Below are 19,431 nucleotides of genomic sequence, written 5' to 3'. Positions count from 1 at the left end.
TGACGCCTTTGATCGTATGGTGAACCTGCCTCAATGCACGCCAAGGAGCGCCATGCACACCCCTCGATTACTCATTACCCTCGCCGCGCTGCTGGCGCTCGCCGGTTGCGCCGGCCAGCGCAGCCAGGAGCCGGCACCGCGTGCGCCGGCTGAAGTGAAAGCCGAAATAGTGCGGCTGATGCCGGCGAAAGTGCCCGACCGTCAAGGCTGGGCCACCGACATCTACGCCGCGTTCGCCGCACAGAACATCAGCCCGACCACGCAGAATCTGTGTTCGGTGCTGGCCGTGGCCGAGCAGGAGTCCACCTTTCAGGTAGACCCCACGGTGCCGGGGCTGGGCAAGATCGCCCGCGACGAAATCGACCGTCGTGCCGCCAAAGTGCATATTCCCAGTCTGTTGGTCAGTGGCGCGCTGCAAGTGCGCTCCACCAACGGCAAGACCTACAGCGAACGCCTGAACGCGGCACGCAGTGAAAAAGAACTCAGCGCCATTTTTGACGATTTCATCGGTAGGGTGCCGATGGGCCGCACCTTGTTCGGCGGCTTCAACCCGGTACACACCGCCGGACCGATGCAGGTCAGCATCGAATTCGCCGAGCAGCACGCCAAGGAGTATCCGTATCCGGTAGACGGCACGATCCGCCACGAAGTGTTCACCCGCCGTGGCGGCATGTACTTCGGCATCGCGCATTTACTTGGCTACCCGGTGAGTTACCGCGAGCCGCTGTACCGCTTCGCCGACTTCAATGCCGGCTGGTACGCCAGCCGCAATGCCGCGTTTCAGAACGCCGTCAGCCGAGCTTCGGGCATTCCGCTGGCGCTGGATGGCGACTTGATTCGCTACGACTCGATCATGCCTGGCACCACCGAACTGGCGGTGCGCACCCTCGGCAAGTCGCTGGGCATGCGTAACCCGACCATTCGCGATCAACTGGAGAAGGGCAAAAACCTGGAGTTCGAAGAGACCAGACTCTATCAGCGGGTGTTCGAACTGGCGGAGCAAGCGGAGGGAAAAAAACTGCCGCGTGCAGTGTTGCCGGGGATCGTTTTGCAGAGCCCGAAAATCACCCGCAAGCTGACCACGGCGTGGTTCGCCAAACGCGTGGATGAGCGCTACAAGCGCTGCATGGCCAAGGCCGGTTGACGCCGGTTCAAAGCACTTTGACGGCTCGGCCAATGGCTTGAATCGGCCCGGTCGGTTTACCGATCGGCGAGCCATTGGCGCCTTCCAGCGTCAGCTCGAACAGTTGATTCGGTTGCAGCGGCGGCAATTTATCCAGCGGCACCGAGAGCGTCTGCCCCGGTTTGACCAGCCCCAGCGACACCGGCCCTTGCCAGCCGTCAGCTTTGGTCCAGAACTCCAGCGCCTTGTCCGCCGGCACTTCGACCACGCCCAGCGGGATTAACTGAATTTCCCGTGGATTACTGGCCTGAATCACCCAGCCTGGCGCCTTGTCCTGCGGCGCGACCAGCACCACCAGATAATTCGGTTTAGGCGGGGTCTGGGTCAGCAGAATTGAACCCAGGACCAACGTCGCAGCCAGTCCGGCAGCGCTCAGCCCGCGCCACAGCGGCAGCAGATTCCACCACGAGGTGGTGGACGTTTCAGGCGTCAGTCGCTCGACGCTGCGCTCGATTCGCGGCCACAGGAACGCCGACGGTTGCTGCGCTTCGGCATAGTCCGTCAGCTCCAGCAGCCGCCGTTCCCAGGCGTCCACCGCCGCGCGCAGAGCCGGTTCATGCGGCAGGCGTTTCTGCACCTCTATCCGCTGTTCAGCAGAGAGTGTGCCGAGCACGTATTCGCCGGCCAGTTCATCACGTTCCTGCGCCGATTCAGTGGTCATCCCATGCACTCCCGCAAAGCGTTGAGGCTGCGTTTGATCCAGGCTTTGACCGTGCCCAGCGGCGTGCCCAACCGTTGAGAAATCTGCGCGTGGCTGTAGCCGTCGACATAAGCGTGGAGGACGCAGCTTCGCCGCTGCGGGTCGAGTTGTTCCAGACAACGATGGATCCGCGCCGAATGGCCCTGCACATCGAAGGCGTCCTCGTCAGGCTCGGCATCGTGTTCTTCGTTGAACGGCGTCTCCCGGCTTTGATCACGCAGCTGGTTCAACGCCAGATGTCGGGTCACGCTGAACATCCAGCCGCGCGCTGAACCGCGCGCCGGATCAAATTGCGCCGCACCGTTCCAGATCTTGATAAACGCCTCATGCACGATGTCTTCGGCCAGCGCCGTGTCACGCACCAGCCGTTTGGCCACGCCGAGCAGGCGCGGGCCTTCCTGCACGTACAAATCGCGCAGGGCCGACTGCTCGCCGCGGGCACAGGCAGCGAGACGGGCTTCGTAATCAAACACGGATTCGGGCAAGGACATGTGGTGCAATCTAGCTCACATTCCGCAAACATCCAGACAACTCGGCTCTCCCTATGGACTCCTCTGTGGGAGGGGGCTTGCTCCCGAATGCAGTGTGCCAGTGAACGAGATGCTGGCTGACACGCCGCCTTCGGGAGCAAGCCCCCTCCCACAAGGAAAGATTTGAGTGGGCCAGAAACTCAGTTCGCCGCCCAGAAAATGTAGTCGGCCTGATACTTCACCACTTCCTGCTTGCCCTTGTTCGCCGCCGTGCATTCGCTGCCCGGCGCCACGCCGCCCTTGAGCGCGACACGCTGGATATAACTCACGCCGCTCATCGCGCCTTTGCCTTCAGCCGGGTTGGCCTTGACCAGTTGATAGGGCAGGTTGCCCGGGCTCGACGGAGCGACGGCCAATTGCGTGCCGGTGACTTTCGAACCGTCCTTGGCCTGCCAGGTGGCGGGCGGGCCGAAGTAGGTGCCGACCTGCTTGCCGCTGCGATCATTGAGCACCGCTTTCGGGCCGACGAAGGTCCATTCGGTTTGCCCGGCGGCATTGGGCTTGTCGCGGCATTCGTAAGTGATCTCGCCGACCCCGGTGGTTTCCAGGGCGATCTTGTGACCGTCCGGGACTTTGATTGCGTCGGGATAGTTGCTTTGGGCGAAGGTTGTCGAGGACAGGGCGAGCAAACCGGTGAGGCCAATCAGTTGAGTGATGTTCATCAGTGTTATCTCCGAAAGGGGTAGACCGCTGACAGCCGAAGAGGGCTGTTACAGGGACTACCCGTGGCGGAGGCGTTTGGATGCAGTGCCCGACAAATATTTTCCACCTCCACCGATCTCCCCCTGTGGGAGCGGGCTTGCTCGCGAAGGCGTTCTGTCAGTCGATATTCATGTCACAGGCATATCGCATTCGCGAGCAAGCCCGCTCCCACAGGGATTTGCGTCGGGCTTGAGGCCGGAGGCTTTCAGCAGTTCCTGGGTGTAGGGGTGGGCTGGCGCAGCAAAAATCTCCCGCGACGAACCCTGTTCCACGACCTTGCCATCCTTGATCACCAGCAAGTCATGGGCCAGCGCATGCACCACCGCCAGGTCATGGCTGATGAACAGATAGGTCAGCCCATGCTTGATCTGCAGTTGCCGCAACAGCTCCACCACTTGTTTCTGCACCGTGCGATCCAGCGCCGAGGTCGGTTCGTCGAGCAGGATCAGCGCCGGCTCCAGCACCAGCGCGCGGGCGATGGAGATGCGCTGACGCTGGCCGCCGGAAAACTCGTGGGGGTAGCGATGACGGCTCTTGGGGTCAAGGCCGACTTCTTCGAGTACGCGAATCACTGCTGCTTCGCGCTCGGCTTCGGTGCCGATGCCGTGGGTCAGCAAGCCTTCGGCAATGATCTGCTGCACCGACATACGTGGGCTCAGGCTGCCGAACGGATCCTGGAACACCACCTGAATCTGTCGCCGCAAGGGGCGCATCAAGCGTTGATTGAGCAGGCTCAGCTGCTTGTTGCCGAAGCGGATATCGCCCTCGGATTCCACCAGCCGCAGGATCGCCTGGCCCAGCGTCGATTTGCCCGAACCGGATTCGCCGACAATCCCCAACGTTTTGCCGCGTTGCAGGCGGAAACTGACCCCGTCCACCGCTTTGACGTACGCCTGCGAACGACTGAACAGCGCCTTGGGCAGGGCAAACCAGACCTTCAGATCATCGACTTCCAGCAGGTTGTGCTGGTACGGGCTCGGCACCGGCGCACCGCTCGGTTCAGCTTCGATCAGCAAGCGGCTGTAAGGATGCTGCGGCGCGCGAAACAGGGTCTCGCAGTCAGCCTGTTCGACGACTTCACCGTGACGCATCACGCACACCCTTTGCGCGATGCGCCGCACCAGATTCAGATCGTGACTGATCAGCAGCATCGACATGCCGAGCCGCTGCTGCAACTCGATCAGCAGCTCGAGAATTTTCTGCTGCACGGTCACGTCCAGCGCCGTGGTCGGCTCATCGGCGATCAGCAGTTCCGGTTCGTTGGCCAGTGCCATCGCAATCATCACCCGTTGCCGCTGACCGCCGGAGAGCTGATGCGGATAGGCTTTCAAACGCTGCAACGGCTCGCGAATGCCCACCAGTTCCAGCAGCTCCAACGTGCGCTCACGGGCTGCGCGGCCCTTGAGGCCCTTGTGAATCTCCAGCACTTCACTGACCTGTCGCTCCACGGTGTGCAGAGGATTGAGCGAGGTCATCGGCTCCTGGAAAATCATCGCAATCCGGTTGCCGCGCAAACCGCGCATCTGCTGCTCGCTGGCGTGCAGCAAGTTCACCCCGTTGTAAGCAATCGAACCGTTGCTGCTGACGGTTTTGCCCGGCAACAGGCGCAAAATCGAATGCGCCGTCACCGACTTGCCCGAGCCGGACTCGCCGACCAGCGCCAGGCATTCGCCACGACGAATGTCGAGGTTCAGACCGTGCACCACTTCCTGCCCGGCGAAGGCGACACGCAGGTCGCGGATTTCAATCAGGTTGTCGCTCATGTCAGCTCCTCGGATCAAGATCGTGGATCAAACGCATCACGGCAAGCCTCACCGATGAACACCAACAACGACAGAATCAGCGCCAAGGCAAAAAATGCCGTCAGCCCCAGCCATGGCGCTTGCAGATTGCGCTTGGCCTGGCCAATCAGTTCGCCCAGCGAGGCGGTCCCGGCGGGCATGCCGAAACCGAGGAAATCCAGCGCGGTGAGGGTGGCGATGGCGCCGGTCAGAATGAACGGCAAGTAGGTCAGGGTGGAGGTCATCGCGTTGGGCAGGATGTGCCGCAGCATCAGTTCGCTGTCGGTCAGCCCCAGCGCCCGCGCGGCTTTGACGTATTCCAGATTGCGTCCACGCAGAAACTCGGCGCGCACCACATCCACCAATGCCAGCCAGGAAAACAGCGCCATGATCCCCAGCAACCACCAGAAACTCGGCGAGACGAACCCGGACAAAATGATCAGCAGATACAGCACCGGCAGCCCCGACCAGATCTCCAGCACCCGTTGCCCAAGCAAATCGACCCAGCCGCCGTAATAACCCTGCAGCGCCCCGGCAACGATGCCGACCAGCGCACTGATGCCGGTGAGGATCAGCGCAAACAGAATCGAAATTCGTGTGCCGAAAATCACCCGTGCCAACACGTCCCGCGCCTGATCGTCGGTGCCCAGCCAATTGCTGGATGAGGGTGGGCTGGGTGCCGGTTCAGTCAGGTCGTAATTGACCGTGTCGTAGCTGAACGGGATCGGCGGAAACAGCATCCAGCCGCCCTGATCCTCGATCAGCCCGTGCACATAAGCGCTGGCGTAATCAGGCTGGAACGGCAGTTCGCCGCCGAAATCGGTTTCCAGGTATTCGCTGAGGATCGGGAAGTAGTAGGCGCCGTGGTAGCGGATCACCAACGGTTTGTCGTTGGCAATCAGTTCGCCGCCGAGGCAGATCAGGCACAGGCCAATGAACAGCCACAGTGACCAGCGTCCACGGCGGTTGGCCTTGAACTGCGCGACCCGGCGCTGACCCAAAGGAGAGAGTGTAAACATCAGGCAGTCCTCGCCGAGAAGTCGATGCGTGGGTCGAGCAGGGTGTAGCAGAGGTCACCGATCAGCTTGATCAACAGGCCAAACAGGGTGAACAGAAACAGCGCGCCGAACACCACCGGATAGTCACGCGACACCGCCGCCTCGTAACTCATGCGCCCGAGGCCGTCGAGGTTGAAGATGGTTTCGATCAGCAAGGAGCCGGCGAAAAACACCTCGATCAGCGCCGAGGGCACACCGGCCACCACCAGCAGCATCGCGTTGCGAAACACGTGGCCGTAGAGCACGCGACGCTCGGTCAAACCCTTGGCCCGCGCGGTGATCACGTATTGGCGGCTGATCTCGTTGAGGAAGCTGTTTTTAGTGAGGATGGTCAGGGTGGCGAAACCGCCGATCACCAGTGCCGTGACCGGCAACACCAGGTGCCAGAGGTAGTCGCCGATCTTGCCCAGGGTGCTGAGGCTGTCGAAGTTATCCGACACCAGGCCCTGCACCGGAAACCAGTTGACGTAGCTGCCGCCGGCGAACACCACGATCAGCAGCATCGCAAACAGAAACGCCGGCATCGCGTAGCCGATGATGATCGCCGTGCTGCTCCAGACATCGAACGCGCTGCCGTTGCTGATCGCTTTGCGGATGCCCAGCGGGATTGAAATCAGGTAGGTGATCAGCGTTGCCCACAGGCCGAGCGACAACGACACCGGCAGTTTCTGCACGATCAGATCGGTGACCTTGGCGCCGCGAAAGAAACTGCTGCCCAGATCCAGCTGGGCGTAGTTTTTCAGCATCAGCCACAAGCGTTCGTGCATCGGTTTGTCGAAGCCGTAGTGGTGTTTGATTTCCTCGATCAGCGCCGGATCGAGGCCACGGCTGCTGCGCCCGGCACCGCCAACCGCGGCGACTTCGCCACCACCGCTCATGCCGTGCCCGCCGAAACCTTGCAGGCGGGCAATGGCTTGCTCCACCGGGCCGCCCGGTGCGGCCTGCACAATCACGAAGTTGACCACCAGAATGCACAGCAGCGTGGGGATGATCAGCAGCAAACGTCGACTCAGATAACGCAGCATGTCACTGGCCCCCCGCGAGCTGGGTGTGCATCTGTTGCGTGGTCAACGGCTTGGCCGAGACCTCCCACCAGGTGTTGAGGCCTTCGTCGTACGCCGGTTGCACCTGCGGCATGCCGAAGCGGTTCTGATACACCGTCGGCGTGCCCTTGGAGTAGTAGTTGGGAATCATGTAGTAACCCCATTGCAGCACCCGGTCGAGGGCGCGGGCGTAATGCACCATGGCGTCGCGGGTGTCGGCCTTGACCAGCCCGTCGATCAGTTGATCGACCGCCGGGTTGGCCAGCACCATCGAGTTCGAACTGCCGACTTGCGTGGCACTTTGCGACGCATACAGGCTGTACAGCTCGCGGCCGGGGGAGACGATCGGGTCGCCACTGCGCGGGAAACTGGTGACGATCATGTCGTAGTCCCGGGCGTTGAGCCGATTGACGTATTGCGCCGAGTCGATCCGCCGTAGATTGAGGGTGATGCCGATCTGCGCGAGGGTGCGTTTGAACGGCAGCAGCATGCGATCGAAACCGCCCTGACCGTCGAGGAAGGTGAACTCCAGAGGCTCGCCGGCGGCGTTGACCAGTCGGCTGTGTTGCGGCGTCCAGCCGGCCTCGGCGAGCAGCTTCAGAGCTTGCAGCTGCTTGTCGCGGATGTAGCCGCTGCCATCGGTTTTCGGCGCCTGATACACCGTGGTGAACACCTCGTCCGGAATCTGTCCGCGCAACGGTTCGAGGATCTTCAATTCCTCGGCGTCGGGCAGGGCGGTCGCGGCCATTTCACTCTTCGGCCAGAAGCTGTTCTGGCGTACATAAAAGCCGCGCATCATCTGCTTGTTGGTCCATTCGAAATCCCACAGCAGGCTGATCGCCTGACGCACGCGGCGATCCTGAAAAATCGGGTTTTGCAGGTTGAACACGAAGCCTTGGGCGGCGGTGGGTTTTTCCGGAGCGAGGATCGCCTGCTGCAAGCGACCGTCACGCAGTGCCGGGCTGTCGTAACCCACCACGTAGCCGGACGAGGAAAACTCGCGGTTGTAGTCGAACGCGCCGGCCTGCAACAGCTGGCGCGCGACGTCGGTGTCGCCGTAGAAATTCACCGTGAGCGTGTCGAAGTTGTACATCCCGCGACTGACCGGCAGGTCCTTGCCCCACCAGTCCGGGTCGCGCTGGAAACTGATGCTGCGTCCGGCATCGACCTTGCTGACCCGATACGGGCCGCTACCCAGCGGTGGTTCGAAGCCGCCGCCGTTGGCGAAATCGCGAGTCTTCCACCAGTGTTCGGGCACCACGCGCAGCGTCGCCAGGTCCAGCGCCAGGGTGCGGTTGAGGTTGTTCTTGAAGGTGAAACGCACCTGCCGTGGGTTTTCGATCAGCACGTCCTGCACGTCGGCGTACTGCTGACGATAACTGAGGCTGCCCTTGGTCATCAGCAGGTTGAAGGTGTAGCGCACGTCTTCGGCGGTGATCGGCGTGCCGTCGGCGAAGCGGGCCTTGGGGTTGAGGGTGAAGCGCACCCAGAGGCCTTCGGGATCACGTTCCATCTGTTGCGCGACCAGACCGTAAACGGTATAGGGCTCGTCGAGCGAACGGAACGCCAGCGGCGCATACACCCAGTCGTTGACCTGCACCACGGAAATGCCTTGATCGGCATACGGGGTGATGTAGTTGTACTGGCCGATTTCCATCGACGCACGGCTGAGCGAACCGCCCTTGGGCGCGTCGGGATCGACGAAATCGAAATGCTCGAAACCCGCCGGATACTTCGGCGCCTCGCCGTACACCGTCAGTGCGTAGCTGCCGGCGGCCAGTCCCGAGGGGCCGGTGCACAGCAGTGCACTACCCAAAAGCAGGCCTGCCATGTTGCGCAAAACACTCATGCAATCACTCCTCAAAATCCCTGGAAAAGCTCAGCTCAACCTGTGGGAGATCTACTGTGGGAGGGGGCTTGCTCCCGAAGGCGGTGTGTCAGTCAACACACCCTTCACGGATATACCGCCTTCGGGAGCAAGCCCCCTCCCACAGTGGAAACATCTCCCACAGGAGAGACATCCGGTGTTTCCGGTCAGAAGTGATACGTCATGCGCGCAAACAGCGTGCGGCCCAGCGGGTCGGTGTAGCGCGGGTCATAACCGCTCTGGAAGTTGTAGGCCTGGTTGGAGAACGGCGGGTTGCGGTCGAACATGTTCTTCATCCCGGCATCGACGTCCAGCACCTTGTTGAAGGTGTAGCCGGCCGACAGGTCCCACACCGAATACGAGGCCACGCGCGCATGGGTATCGCGGTCGTAGTCGTTGTAACCGGTGGTGAAGCGGTTGGTCAGCGACGCACGAGCTGCACCGAAGGTCCAGCTGCCGGTGAGGTTGTGCTTCCAGCGCGCGATCACGCCGTCCCCTTCGAAGTCGCCGACCTTGTCGGTAAACGGGCCTTTGATGGTGCTCTGGAAGTCATAACTGTCGACGTAGGTGCCTTGCAGCCCCAGGCCGAACTGGCCGTACGGGGTGTTCGGGAAGCGGTAGTCCAGCGACACATCGACACCGTTGGTTTCGACGATGCCGAGGTTGGCGTTGCCGGTGACGATGTAGTTGAGCGTGCCGTCGGCGTTGCGCACGAAGCGATCCGGGTAGCTGCCGGCCTGATCGAACACGGTGGATTCAGGGAACGGCTGGATCTGGTTGGAAATGTGAATCCACCAGAAATCCAGCCCCACCGACAGGTTGCTGACCGGCTGATAGACGAAGCCCAGCGTCACGTTGCGCGCCTTCTCCGGAGCCAGATCTTCATTGCCGCCGATCTGATTGAGGAACTGCTGACCGCAATCGCGCCCGCCGTTGCCGCCCGGTTGCACCACGCCACCGGTACACAGCACCGGGTCGTTGTAGTAGCCCTGGGTGTAGGTGATGCTGCGCGGCGAATACAGCTCGTAGAGCGATGGCGCACGGAACCCTTCGCTGTACGCGCCACGCACTACCAGCTCTTTCAAGGGCTGGTAACGGAACGAGTATTTCGGGTTGGTGGTGCTGCCGAAGTCGCTGTATTTGTCGTGACGCACAGCGGCGGACAGTTCGAGGCTGTCGAGCACCGGCACGTTGATTTCGGCGTACGCGGCTTTCACGCTGCGGTCGCCCTCGACGCTGCCGGCCGGGTCGATACCGAGGCTCTGAATGTCGCCGGCAAACTGCTCGAAATCCTGATGGAATTTCTCTTTGCGGTACTCGCCGCCCAATGCCAGACCCGACGGTCCCGCACCGAACCAGTCACCGATCTCGCGGCTGACCCGCCCGTCGAAACCGGCCACGCGGCCGACGGCGGTGGAATAGGCGCCGTGATACATGGCCTGGTCGATGTACTGCTGACCGGCGGCCGATTGCGGGCCGAACGGGTTGAGCAGACCGCTGGCCAGGCCATCGATCATCGCCTGATCGCTGACATAACCGCTGGTGACGCTGGAGACGATTTTGTTCTGGTTGTACGAGGCGCCGACGTTGTAATCCCAACCGCCGACCAGACCGTCGAAGCTCAGGAGAAAGCGCTGGCTGGTGTTCTGGTCTTTTGATTCACGCGGGCCGGCGGCGGTTTCGCGCCAGTTGACATCGACCGGTTGCGTCGGGTCGAGGGCGAAGCCGGTCGGGCCGGGGGTGATGCCGTTGCCGGGGTAGTAGGGCGACGACGAGTCCAGGCTCAGGCCGGTGAGCGGGGCCGGGCCGACTGCGGTGGCGTTGTTGTTGCGTGACCAGAAGTATTCGAGGTTGACGTTGTGATCGTCGCCGAGCTTGCCGGTGGTCTTGCCGAAGAACGACGTTTTTTCGGTTTGCGGAATCAGGTCGATGTATTCGCGGGTGCTGAAGCGGCACAAGCCGTCGCGGGCCACCAGGTTGGGGCCGTTGCAATTGCTGTTGGCCAACGGGTTGGTGGCGTTGCCGTTCTGGCTGTAGTTGCCGGGGAACGCGGTGCCGGAGGTCTGATCCAGACCGCGGCCGGGCACATAGTCGCGGGCGAAGGAGCGGTCGTTGGCGTCGAGGTTCTGCTGCTTGTTGTAGTTGAACACGCCGAGGACGTTGAAGCGGTCTTGCTCCAGATCGCCGTAGCCCCAACTGGCGCTCATGTCTTTGGTGGCACCGCCGCCGCTGTGGGTCGGGGTTTCGCCACCGAGGGTGAGCTGGCCGTCGGTCATGGATTTCTTGGTGATGAAGTTGATCACGCCGCCGATGGCGTCGGTGCCGTACAGGGCTGATGCGCCGTCGCGCAGAACCTCCACGCGCTCGATCGCGGCAAACGGGATCATGTTCAGATCCACCGCGCCGCCGGCCGAGTTGGTGCCCGACAAGGCGTTGTTCGCCAGGCGTCGACCGTTGAGCAGCACCAGGGTCTTGTTCGCGCCGATGCCGCGCATGTCGGCAAATGAAGCGCCGCCAGTAGCCGCGCCCACGGAGCCGGCGCTGTTGTTGATCGACTGGCTGCCGGTGATTCGCTGCACCAGTTCGGCGGTGGTGGTCACGCCCTGTTTGCGCAACTCATCGGCCTTGAGAATGGTGATCGGCACCGCCGTTTCCGCATCGACCCGGCGAATCGCCGAACCCGTCACTTCCACCCGTTGCAGTTGCGTGGTCGGCGCCACCACCGCTGCCGCAGCGGGCACGGTGGCGTTGTCATCCTCGGCGGCTTGCACAGTCCCGGCGCCCATCCCCATGGCCACCAGATACAACGGAACAAAACGGTGACGAGAGATCGTTGCCACCAAAGGTTTGAGCGTGAAGCGTGGAGTGTTCATCAGCATGGTTGTTTCCGACTTGTCAGACGTTATCGAATTGGCCTTGTGAGCCCCTCATTGCTCCGCTTTCGGTGATACCGCGTGCGGAAAACCACTTTCTTCAAGCAAGCCGATCCCCTCCGAAGACGCCTGGCGTTTTTTCGGTCGGCTGATTGCGACGGGATTCTTCAGCGGTGCCGGGCGCGCTTCTCAAGGTGCGCCCGGCACCGCACTCAGTGGGTGGTCATCACCGAAATCTTGCTGATGCCCGAGCGTTCGATGGATGCCATGGCCTTGGCCACCTGGCCGTAGTTGACGTTGGCGTCGGCCTGCAACTGCACGCGTACTTCGGCGTCCTTGGCCTTGACCTCCTTGAGGCTGGCTTCCAGCGATTCCGGCGCCAGTTCGGTTTTCGCCAGGTAGAACTTGCCGTCCTGATCGACGCTGACCACCACTGGGTCTTTCTTTTCGGCGGGAGCGACGGCGTCGGTTTTCGGCAAATTGACCTTGATCGCATTGGTCATCAGCGGCGCGGTGACGATGAACACCACCAGCAGCACGAGCATCACATCCACCAGCGGCGTGACGTTCATTTCGCTGAGCACTTCATCGCTGTCTTGGGTAGAAAAGGACATCAGCTGGCCTCCCGCACGGCGGCTGTGGTTTTGCTGGCGATGGCCTGGCGGCTGATGGAGAACGCGCTGCGTGAGGCCAACGCATCGAAATCGTGGGCGAAGTCATCCATGTCCGCCGAGGCGAGTTTCAGGCGGCGCAGGAAGAAGTTGTAAATCAGCACTGCCGGGACCGCGACGGCGATCCCCACGCCAGTGGCGATCAGTGCATGACCGATGGGGCCGGCGACCGCTTCAAGGCTGGCCGAGCCGGTTTCGCCGATGCTTTGCAGGGCTTCCATGATTCCCCACACGGTACCGAACAGGCCAATGAACGGCGCGGTGCTGCCGATACTGGCGAGAATCGCCTGACCGTTTTCCAGCGAGCGGCGTTCCTTCTGAATCTGCTGGCGCAGGTTGCGCTCCAGGCGATCGGAACGGTTGATGGTGTGCGCCAGTTGTTGCGTGGTACGCGGCGATTCTTCCACCAGCAAGGCTTCGAAACCGCTGCTGGCGATGCGTGCCAGCGAGCCCGGATACTGGCTGGCGTGTTCGGCAGCGGTGAGCAGATCCGGCGCGCCCCAGAAGGCTTTGCTGAACTGTTTGTTCTGGGCTTTCTGGCGCAGGTATTGCGCCGACTTGACCAGCAGGATCGCCCAACTGACCACGGAAAACAGCACCAGGCCCCAGAGCACACCGGGGACAATCATCGAAGACAGTGAATGGTTCATCGCTACACCTCGCTTGCATTAAGTCGGTTGTGAGTTCGTCGGGTTGTGCCGTTATTGCGGCAATTTGAAATCGATGGTCTGGGTGGCGAAGCCGTCAATCGGCGTGTCACCGCGTTTGGCCGGAATGAACTTCCAGTTCTTTACCGCCGCGACGGCGGCGTCATCCAGTTGCGGCTTGCCGCTGGACTTGGTCACTGTCACCGAGCCGGCGCGACCGTTGGCCAGCACCTGAATGCGCAGCACCACGCTGCCTTCCCAATTGCGCCGCAGCGCCAGCGACGGGTATTCCGGCGGCGGGTTGCCAAGGCTGGCGAGACCGGAAATCGCTGCCGATTCCTTGACCGGGGCAGGCGCGGTGGCCGGGGCCGGTGGCGCGCTCGGTGTCGCCGGCGCAGCGGGAGCGGCCGGTTGTGCCGGGGCGGGCGGAGCTTTCGGCGGCTCGACTTTCTTCACCGGTTTGGGCTTCTCGACCGGTTTCGGTTTTTCGATCGGCTTGGGTTTTTCCACCGGTTTTGGCGGTGGCTTGACCGCGTCTTCGTCTTCCACCGGTTGTTCAGGCTCCGGTTCCGGAGGTGGAGGGGGCGGCGGAGGCGGTGGCGATTCCGGTGTGGGCGGTGCCGGCGGCGTCGGGCTGGTCAACTCGACGGTCATTTCCGGAATCTGCGGCGGAGTCGGCAGTGGCTCGGGCCGGGTCTGCTGGAAAAACCACCAGGCGCCGCCGTGTATCAGCGCCGATACCGCCACCAGCAACAGCATCTGCTGTTTGTTCAACCCGCCGGGTTGCGAGGTATTGGCCGTGAAGGCTGGCCTGTCCGGTGACAGCGGGATTGGCGCTTCCCGTAACGACCCCGGCAGGGTTCTGTGCTTTACCGCATCGTTCATTAAAGCTCCCTCGGGTTGATGAAGGGCAATAAGGTGCCGTCCGAACATAGGGGTGATGTTCGAGTGGGTGGGTGTAACTTTCTTCAAGGTGTACGCAGGCCGATAGTTGAACTATCTATAGAGCAGGGCTTGCTTACAGTTACTGGCTTAGAGCCATCGACTTCGAGTGTTCATTGGCCATTCCCTGGTTGTTCTTCTATTGCTTGAGATCAGTGTTGGTGTCTCATGCTTGTGCTTTTTGCATGTAGCAACCGCTGTGCCAGATGTTGCCGAAATGTATAGGTCTTATTTCATCCGTGTTACCCATGTCGCATTTATATAAGTTTTGCCTTGGTCGTGTATTTCTCCGGCCAACAGTTTCCCGAAACTCCTTTGAGTGGAGTTTTTTCATAGGCGAGTCAGGCTCTACGCGGTATCACGCTGATCGGCGGGATAGAGCGGCGGCTTGGCTAACGGCCCGGGCACTTGCTGGTGCGCGGCGGACTGATTTGGTGCGGGTCTGTGTTTTAGCGGGTCACGGCGTATGTTCCTTGTTCTTGTTTAAATGAAATCACTGTTTCCAGTGCTGAATAATTCAACTCGCTGGAGCCGTTTTGGTGCGCTTGCAAAGTCGCTGAAAGTTATTGTCCGACAATCCAGCCTGCGTTCATTTAATACGGCGCTGGTGCAGGAATTTTTGCAGTTGTATTTAAAAAATAAATAACACGCCCTTGTCGGCGAAGAGTCATCGCCGATCACGGTGTGTGGTCATGGAGTCAGGTAATAAAGTAGAGGCACTGGCCGCCGGGACTGTTCGAATGAACTCGGCGTTGTTGATAAACAAGCAAGCAGAGGCTGATGCGGCAGAGCGTTTGAAGATTCACGCGGTGAACTCCTTGTTGCCAGCTCGGATACGCGAACTTTTGGTTCGGTATCGCACCTTACAAGAACGCGGATAGCGTTCGATGATTGCTCTTGGTGCGGGATGGGCACCGCCAGCGCTGTTTTGCGAGGTTTGAATTCGCAAGTCGCGATTGCATGGGAAAAACGTGCCAAAGCGGATACACCCGCTATAAATAGGGCTACACAGATCTGTCGAGATCGAGGAGGGGGCATGTATCAACTGTACGGACATCGCAATTCAGGTGCCGCAGCCATCGAGGCGGCGCTGGAGTTATGCCAGATCGCCTATCGCTTTATCGATATCGAAGCCTCAAGCGAAGCCGCCGAGGCACTGGCGCGCCTCAATCCACTGAAGCAGGTGCCGACCCTGCAATTGCCCGATGGCAGTGCGATCACCGAGAGTGTGGCGATTCTGATTCATCTGGGCCTGAGTTTTCCCGAGTCCGGTCTGTTGCCGGCCAAGGCGGCTGATCGCGATCAGGCGATTCGCGGCATGGTCTACATCGCCAGCAATTGCTATGCAGCCATCGGCGTCATCGATTACCCCGAGCGCTGGCTGGTGATGCCGGACGAAGCCTCACGGCAGAACCTGATGGCCGGCGCACGTGAGCGCCTGCACTGGAGCTGGGAAGTGTTTGCCGATCAGTTTTCCGCCGAGTTGTACCTGGACGACGAAACGCCCGGCGCGCTGGATGTGCTGGCAGCCGTGGTGACGCGTTGGGCGGGCGGCCGCGAGCACCTGCGCCAGAGCCGTCCGGGGTTTTATGCGTGGTTGCAGCGCATCGACCGGCACCCGGTGCTGGCACCGGTCTTCGCCCGGCATTGGCCGTCCTGAACACCCTGTTAACCAATGTGGGAGCGGGCTTGCTCGCGAATGCGGTTTGCCAGTCAGAGATTTTTCGACTGATACACCGCATTCGCGAGCAAGCCCGCTCCCACAGGGGAGGCGGTGCATGGGCGAAAGGAGATTATTCCCCGCGAATGTACTGCTCCAACTGCTTGATCAGCTCCGCTTGTTCGGCAATCGCCTCTTTCACCAGGTCGCCGATCGACAGCAGACCGATCAGTTTGCCGTTCTCCACCACTGGCAAGTGGCGCAGGCGTTTGTCGGACATGATGCCCAGGCAGGTGTCGACGGTCTGGTGGGTGTCCACGGTGATGACGTCCTTGACCATGATGTCGCGCACCGGTGTGCCCACTGACGAGCGCCCGTGCAGTACCAGTTTGCGTGCGTAATCACGCTCACTGATGATGCCTACGACTTCTTCCACTTCTTCGAATTGTTTACCTGTCTTGACGTCCTCGGTCATCTCCTCGGCGTTCAGCAAAGTTTTGGTCTTTTTCACCACGAGCAATGCGCCGACGTTCTTGGCGGCCATGTCCATCAAGGCTTGCAGAACCATGTCGTCAGGCGAGATGGTGTGCACTTTCTGATTTTCCTGGACTTTGAGCTTGAGCAGTTGGGCGACGGTCTTCATGGCGGTTACTCAGGTGTTGTCGTTGTTCTTCAAGCATCGTAGACCCTTGCGCGCAGGGCAAGGTGGCAAAGCGGCAGATAGCACGCAAAAAACGTCATTTGGCGGTTTTTCCGCCTTTGCTCTAACCCTGTGGCGAGGGAGCTTGCTCCCGCTGGACTGCGTAGCAGGCCCAAACCCTGAGAATTCGGTTTGCCTGATACACCGATTTGCCTGGTTTTGCGACTGCTGCGCAGCCGAGCGGGAGCAAGCTCCCTCGCCACAGGGGATGGGGTTATCTCGGACGATGCCGCGTAGAATGCCCCTCTGATTCAATTCCTGAGGTTGCAGTGGTGGATTTACAGCAGGGCTTCGTCCTGACCCGGCATTGGCGCGATACCCCGGCCGGCACCGAAGTCGAATTCTGGCTGGCGACCGACGCCGGGCCGCGCCGTGTGCGCCTGGCGCCGCAAACGTCAGTGGCGTTTATCCCCGCCGAACAGCGTGAAGCAGCCGAACGCCTGCTGCACGATGAAAAGAACGTCGAACTGCGCCCGCTGGCCCTGCAGGATTTCGAGCATCGCTCGGTGCTGGGCCTGTATTGCCAGCAACACGGCCAGTTGATGCGCCTGGAAACCGCGCTCAATCGCGCCGGGGTCGACGTCTTTGAGGCCGATGTGCGTCCGCCGGAACGCTACCTGATGGAGCGCTTCATCACCGCGCCGGTGCTGTTCAGTGGCAGTGCCGATGACGACGGCGTCTTGCTCAATGCCCAACTGAAACCCGACCCCAACTACCGACCGCAACTACGGCTGGTCTCGCTGGATATCGAAACCACCGAAACCGGCGAGCTGTATTCCATCGCCCTTGAAGGCTGCGGCCAGCGTCAGGTGTACATGCTCGGTACGCCCAACGGCGACGCCAGCATCGTCGACTTCGACCTCGAATACTGCGACTCGCGCACCGTGATCCTGAAAAAGCTCAACGACTGGTTCGCCCTCCACGACCCCGACGCGATCATCGGCTGGAACGTCGTGCAGTTCGACCTGCGCATCCTTCACGAACACGCGCGACGCCTCGGTGTGCCGTTGAAAATCGGCCGTGGCGGTGAAGAGATGCAGTGGCGCGAACACGGCAGCCGCACGCACTACTTTGCTTCGGCAGCGGGGCGCTTGATCATCGACGGCATCGAATCGCTGCGCTCGGCGACCTGGAGTTTCCCCTCGTTCAGCCTGGAAAACGTCGCGCAGACCCTGCTCGGCGAGGGCAAGGCGATCGATAACCCGTACCAGCGCATGGACGAGATCAACCGCATGTTCGCCGAGGACAAACCGGCGCTGGCCAAGTACAACCTCAAGGACTGCGAGCTGGTGACGCGGATCTTCGCCAAGACCGAACTGCTGACGTTTCTCCTTGAACGCGCCAGCGTCACCGGGCTGCCGGCGGATCGCAGCGGCGGCTCGGTAGCGGCGTTCACCCATTTGTACATGCCGCTGATGCACCGTCAGGGTTTCGTTGCGCCGAACCTGGGCACCAATCCGCCACAGGCCAGCCCCGGCGGCTTCGTCATGGACTCACAGCCGGGGCTGTACGAGTCGGTGCTGGTGCTCGATTACAAGAGCCTGTATCCGTCGATCATCCGCACTTTTCTGATTGACCCGGTGGGACTGATCGAAGGCCTGCAACACCCGGACGATGCCGATTCGGTGCCGGGTTTTCGCGGCGCACGGTTTTCGCGCACCCGGCATTGCCTGCCGTCGATTGTCGCGCGGGTCGCCGAGGGCCGCGAGACCGCCAAGCGCGAGCACAACGCACCGTTGTCGCAAGCGCTGAAGATCATCATGAACGCCTTCTACGGCGTGCTCGGTTCCAGCGGCTGCCGGTTTTTTGATACGCGTCTGGCGTCGTCGATCACTCTGCGCGGCCACGAGATCATGCTGCGCACTCGTCAGTTGATCGAAGCGCAGGGCCACGCGGTGATCTATGGCGACACCGACTCGACCTTCGTCTGGCTGCGTCGTGCGCACGGTCAGGAGGAAGCGGCACAGATCGGTCAGGCGCTGGTCAAGCACGTCAACGACTGGTGGCGCGAGCATGTGCGTGAGGAATACGGCCTGCAAAGTGCTCTCGAATTGCAGTACGAAACCCACTACAAACGTTTTCTGATGCCGACCATTCGCGGTGCCGAGGAGGGCAGCAAAAAGCGCTACGCCGGCCTCGTTACCCGCGCCGATGGCAGTGACGAAATGGTCTACAAGGGCCTGGAAACCGTGCGCACCGACTGGTCACTGCTGGCTCGGCAGTTCCAGCAGGAACTCTACGAGCGGATCTTCCAGCGCAAGCCGTATCAGGATTACGTGCGCGATTACGTGCGCAAGACTCTGGCCGGCGAGTTCGATGAACGACTGGTCTACCGCAAGCGCCTGCGCCGCACCCTCGACGACTACGAACGAAACGTGCCGCCGCATGTGCGTGCAGCGCGGCTGGCCGACGATTACAACGCGCAACAGGGTCGCCCACGGCAGTACCAGAACGGCGGCTGGATCAGTTACGTGATCACCCTGGCCGGGCCGGAACCGCTGGAAGTGCGCCGCGCGGCGATCGACTACGACCACTACATCACCCGCCAGCTGCAACCGGTGGCGGACGCGATTCTGCCGTTCGTCGATGACGATTTCTCAACCCTGATCGGGGGGCAACTGGGCCTGTTTTGAGTCCAGCAGTTGCAGGGTCCATTCATCGAGGATGCCGTGGAAGTAGCGCTCCAGCGCCTGAGCGAACGGGCAATCTTCGGTGCTGAACTGCGCAAACAGGGTCATCGAGGAGTGGAATTTTAGGTCATCCGGGTGGCCAAAAATCTCGGCAATCGAGCGCTGGCGGATGTTCAGTACCAGCTGCGTGCAGGTGCGCAGCCGCGCACCGAGCAGGTCGTGGGCCAGATAGGCCCGCGCCTCGTCGGCGGATTGAATGGCGAAGCGCCGGGACATTTCGCTGCCGCCCAGCCCGGCGAACTGCGGGAACACAAACCACATCCAGTGGCTACGCTTGCGCCCCTCGTCGAGTTCACGCTGGACCCGTTCGAACACCGGGTCCTGCGCCTGGACGAAACGCTGCAGATTGAACGGGTCGTACTGATCAGTGCTTCTCATGACGAA

16 protein-coding genes and 2 pseudogenes are annotated in these 19,431 nt (G+C 61.4%); 4 read left to right on the top strand and 14 right to left on the bottom strand.

Going from position 1 to position 19,431, the window contains the following annotated elements:
• Positions 1-52: 52 nt before the first annotated feature.
• Positions 53-1,144, top strand: a complete 1,092-nt coding sequence (locus LVD08_RS12625) for a DUF1615 domain-containing protein (protein WP_247268284.1) — start codon at positions 53-55, stop codon at positions 1,142-1,144.
• Positions 1,145-1,151: 7 nt separating this feature from the next.
• Here the strand turns inward: LVD08_RS12625 and LVD08_RS12620 are convergent, their stop codons facing one another.
• From LVD08_RS12620 to LVD08_RS12570, 11 genes are all read right to left on the bottom strand, one after another.
• On the bottom strand, positions 1,152-1,844 hold the full coding sequence (locus LVD08_RS12620) for an anti-sigma factor (protein ID WP_247268283.1): 693 nt from the start codon (positions 1,842-1,844) through the stop codon (positions 1,152-1,154).
• Positions 1,841-2,374 carry a sigma-70 family RNA polymerase sigma factor gene (locus LVD08_RS12615; protein ID WP_247268282.1) on the bottom strand — a complete coding sequence of 178 codons (534 nt, stop codon included), beginning with the start codon at positions 2,372-2,374 and terminating at the stop codon, positions 1,841-1,843. Before LVD08_RS12615 ends, LVD08_RS12620 begins: the two co-directional genes overlap by 4 nt.
• Before the next feature lie 179 nt (positions 2,375-2,553).
• Entirely contained in the window at positions 2,554-3,075 is a 522-nt protein-coding gene (locus tag LVD08_RS12610; RefSeq protein WP_003223564.1) for a DUF3455 domain-containing protein, read from the bottom strand.
• 168 nt (positions 3,076-3,243) lie between these two features.
• A complete protein-coding gene (locus tag LVD08_RS12605) occupies positions 3,244-4,878 on the bottom strand; it encodes an ABC transporter ATP-binding protein (RefSeq protein WP_247268281.1) in 1,635 nt (544 codons plus the stop codon).
• Positions 4,879-4,892: 14 nt separating this feature from the next.
• Positions 4,893-5,915 carry an ABC transporter permease gene (locus tag LVD08_RS12600; protein WP_096797383.1) on the bottom strand — a complete coding sequence of 341 codons (1,023 nt, stop codon included), beginning with the start codon at positions 5,913-5,915 and terminating at the stop codon, positions 4,893-4,895.
• Positions 5,915-6,979, bottom strand: a complete 1,065-nt coding sequence (locus LVD08_RS12595) for a microcin C ABC transporter permease YejB (protein ID WP_247268280.1) — start codon at positions 6,977-6,979, stop codon at positions 5,915-5,917. The genes LVD08_RS12600 and LVD08_RS12595 overlap by 1 nt, the downstream gene beginning before the upstream one ends.
• A gap of 1 nt (position 6,980) precedes the next feature.
• Positions 6,981-8,846, bottom strand: coding sequence for an extracellular solute-binding protein (locus LVD08_RS12590; protein WP_247268279.1), 1,866 nt, complete (start codon positions 8,844-8,846; stop codon positions 6,981-6,983).
• A 185-nt stretch (positions 8,847-9,031) separates the two neighbouring features.
• The gene (locus LVD08_RS12585; protein ID WP_247268278.1) at positions 9,032-11,743 is read right to left on the bottom strand and encodes a TonB-dependent receptor; all 2,712 of its coding nucleotides are present in this window, start codon (positions 11,741-11,743) and stop codon (positions 9,032-9,034) included.
• Positions 11,744-11,949: 206 nt separating this feature from the next.
• Positions 11,950-12,351 carry an ExbD/TolR family protein gene (locus tag LVD08_RS12580; RefSeq protein ID WP_003223575.1) on the bottom strand — a complete coding sequence of 134 codons (402 nt, stop codon included), beginning with the start codon at positions 12,349-12,351 and terminating at the stop codon, positions 11,950-11,952.
• Complete coding sequence (locus LVD08_RS12575) at positions 12,351-13,058, bottom strand: MotA/TolQ/ExbB proton channel family protein (protein WP_247268277.1); 708 nt, start codon at positions 13,056-13,058, stop codon at positions 12,351-12,353. The genes LVD08_RS12580 and LVD08_RS12575 overlap by 1 nt, the downstream gene beginning before the upstream one ends.
• 51 nt (positions 13,059-13,109) lie before the next feature.
• Positions 13,110-13,940 (bottom strand): energy transducer TonB, encoded by an 831-nt coding sequence (locus LVD08_RS12570; RefSeq protein WP_247268276.1) that lies wholly within the window; start codon positions 13,938-13,940, stop codon positions 13,110-13,112.
• Between the two features lie 544 nt (positions 13,941-14,484).
• Between LVD08_RS12570 and LVD08_RS12565 the strand changes: the two genes are divergently transcribed.
• Positions 14,485-14,643 (top strand): hypothetical protein, encoded by a 159-nt coding sequence (locus LVD08_RS12565; RefSeq protein ID WP_247268275.1) that lies wholly within the window; start codon positions 14,485-14,487, stop codon positions 14,641-14,643.
• A 390-nt stretch (positions 14,644-15,033) separates the two neighbouring features.
• Positions 15,034-15,657 (top strand): glutathione S-transferase N-terminal domain-containing protein, encoded by a 624-nt coding sequence (locus LVD08_RS12560; RefSeq protein ID WP_247268274.1) that lies wholly within the window; start codon positions 15,034-15,036, stop codon positions 15,655-15,657.
• 133 nt (positions 15,658-15,790) lie between these two features.
• Here LVD08_RS12560 and LVD08_RS28250 read toward each other — a convergent pair.
• Both LVD08_RS28250 and LVD08_RS28245 read right to left on the bottom strand, forming a co-directional pair.
• Positions 15,791-16,081, bottom strand: a pseudogene (locus tag LVD08_RS28250) (CBS domain-containing protein); the annotation flags it as partial.
• Positions 16,082-16,165: 84 nt separating this feature from the next.
• Positions 16,166-16,300: pseudogene (locus LVD08_RS28245) on the bottom strand (CBS domain-containing protein); the annotation flags it as partial.
• 329 nt (positions 16,301-16,629) lie between these two features.
• Between LVD08_RS28245 and LVD08_RS12550 the strand changes: the two are divergent.
• Positions 16,630-18,990, top strand: a complete 2,361-nt coding sequence (locus LVD08_RS12550; protein ID WP_247268272.1) for a DNA polymerase II — start codon at positions 16,630-16,632, stop codon at positions 18,988-18,990.
• Here LVD08_RS12550 and LVD08_RS12545 read toward each other — a convergent pair.
• Entirely contained in the window at positions 18,955-19,425 is a 471-nt protein-coding gene (locus LVD08_RS12545) for a DUF1810 domain-containing protein (protein ID WP_247268271.1), read from the bottom strand. The two genes, LVD08_RS12550 and LVD08_RS12545, sit on opposite strands and share 36 nt — an antisense overlap.
• Positions 19,426-19,431 lie beyond the last annotated feature (6 nt).

The organism is Pseudomonas sp. YL2, assembly GCF_023063025.1.
Taxonomy (GTDB): Bacteria; Pseudomonadota; Gammaproteobacteria; order Pseudomonadales; family Pseudomonadaceae; genus Aquipseudomonas; species Aquipseudomonas putida_A.
This window is presented reverse-complemented; position numbering and strand designations above follow the sequence as displayed.

What these genes read in the sequence shown, in the direction of transcription:
- LVD08_RS12625 (WP_247268284.1), top strand. Translation starts at nt 53, where the DNA reads ATGCACACCCCTCGATTACTCATTACCCTCGCCGCGCTGCTGGCGCTC.
- LVD08_RS12620 (WP_247268283.1), bottom strand. Translation starts at nt 1,844, where the DNA reads ATGACCACTGAATCGGCGCAGGAACGTGATGAACTGGCCGGCGAATAC.
- LVD08_RS12615 (WP_247268282.1), bottom strand. Translation starts at nt 2,374, where the DNA reads ATGTCCTTGCCCGAATCCGTGTTTGATTACGAAGCCCGTCTCGCTGCC.
- LVD08_RS12610 (WP_003223564.1), bottom strand. Translation starts at nt 3,075, where the DNA reads ATGAACATCACTCAACTGATTGGCCTCACCGGTTTGCTCGCCCTGTCC.
- LVD08_RS12605 (WP_247268281.1), bottom strand. Translation starts at nt 4,878, where the DNA reads ATGAGCGACAACCTGATTGAAATCCGCGACCTGCGTGTCGCCTTCGCC.
- LVD08_RS12600 (WP_096797383.1), bottom strand. Translation starts at nt 5,915, where the DNA reads ATGTTTACACTCTCTCCTTTGGGTCAGCGCCGGGTCGCGCAGTTCAAG.
- LVD08_RS12595 (WP_247268280.1), bottom strand. Translation starts at nt 6,979, where the DNA reads ATGCTGCGTTATCTGAGTCGACGTTTGCTGCTGATCATCCCCACGCTG.
- LVD08_RS12590 (WP_247268279.1), bottom strand. Translation starts at nt 8,846, where the DNA reads ATGAGTGTTTTGCGCAACATGGCAGGCCTGCTTTTGGGTAGTGCACTG.
- LVD08_RS12585 (WP_247268278.1), bottom strand. Translation starts at nt 11,743, where the DNA reads ATGCTGATGAACACTCCACGCTTCACGCTCAAACCTTTGGTGGCAACG.
- LVD08_RS12580 (WP_003223575.1), bottom strand. Translation starts at nt 12,351, where the DNA reads ATGTCCTTTTCTACCCAAGACAGCGATGAAGTGCTCAGCGAAATGAAC.
- LVD08_RS12575 (WP_247268277.1), bottom strand. Translation starts at nt 13,058, where the DNA reads ATGAACCATTCACTGTCTTCGATGATTGTCCCCGGTGTGCTCTGGGGC.
- LVD08_RS12570 (WP_247268276.1), bottom strand. Translation starts at nt 13,940, where the DNA reads ATGAACGATGCGGTAAAGCACAGAACCCTGCCGGGGTCGTTACGGGAA.
- LVD08_RS12565 (WP_247268275.1), top strand. Translation starts at nt 14,485, where the DNA reads ATGAAATCACTGTTTCCAGTGCTGAATAATTCAACTCGCTGGAGCCGT.
- LVD08_RS12560 (WP_247268274.1), top strand. Translation starts at nt 15,034, where the DNA reads ATGTATCAACTGTACGGACATCGCAATTCAGGTGCCGCAGCCATCGAG.
- LVD08_RS12545 (WP_247268271.1), bottom strand. Translation starts at nt 19,425, where the DNA reads ATGAGAAGCACTGATCAGTACGACCCGTTCAATCTGCAGCGTTTCGTC.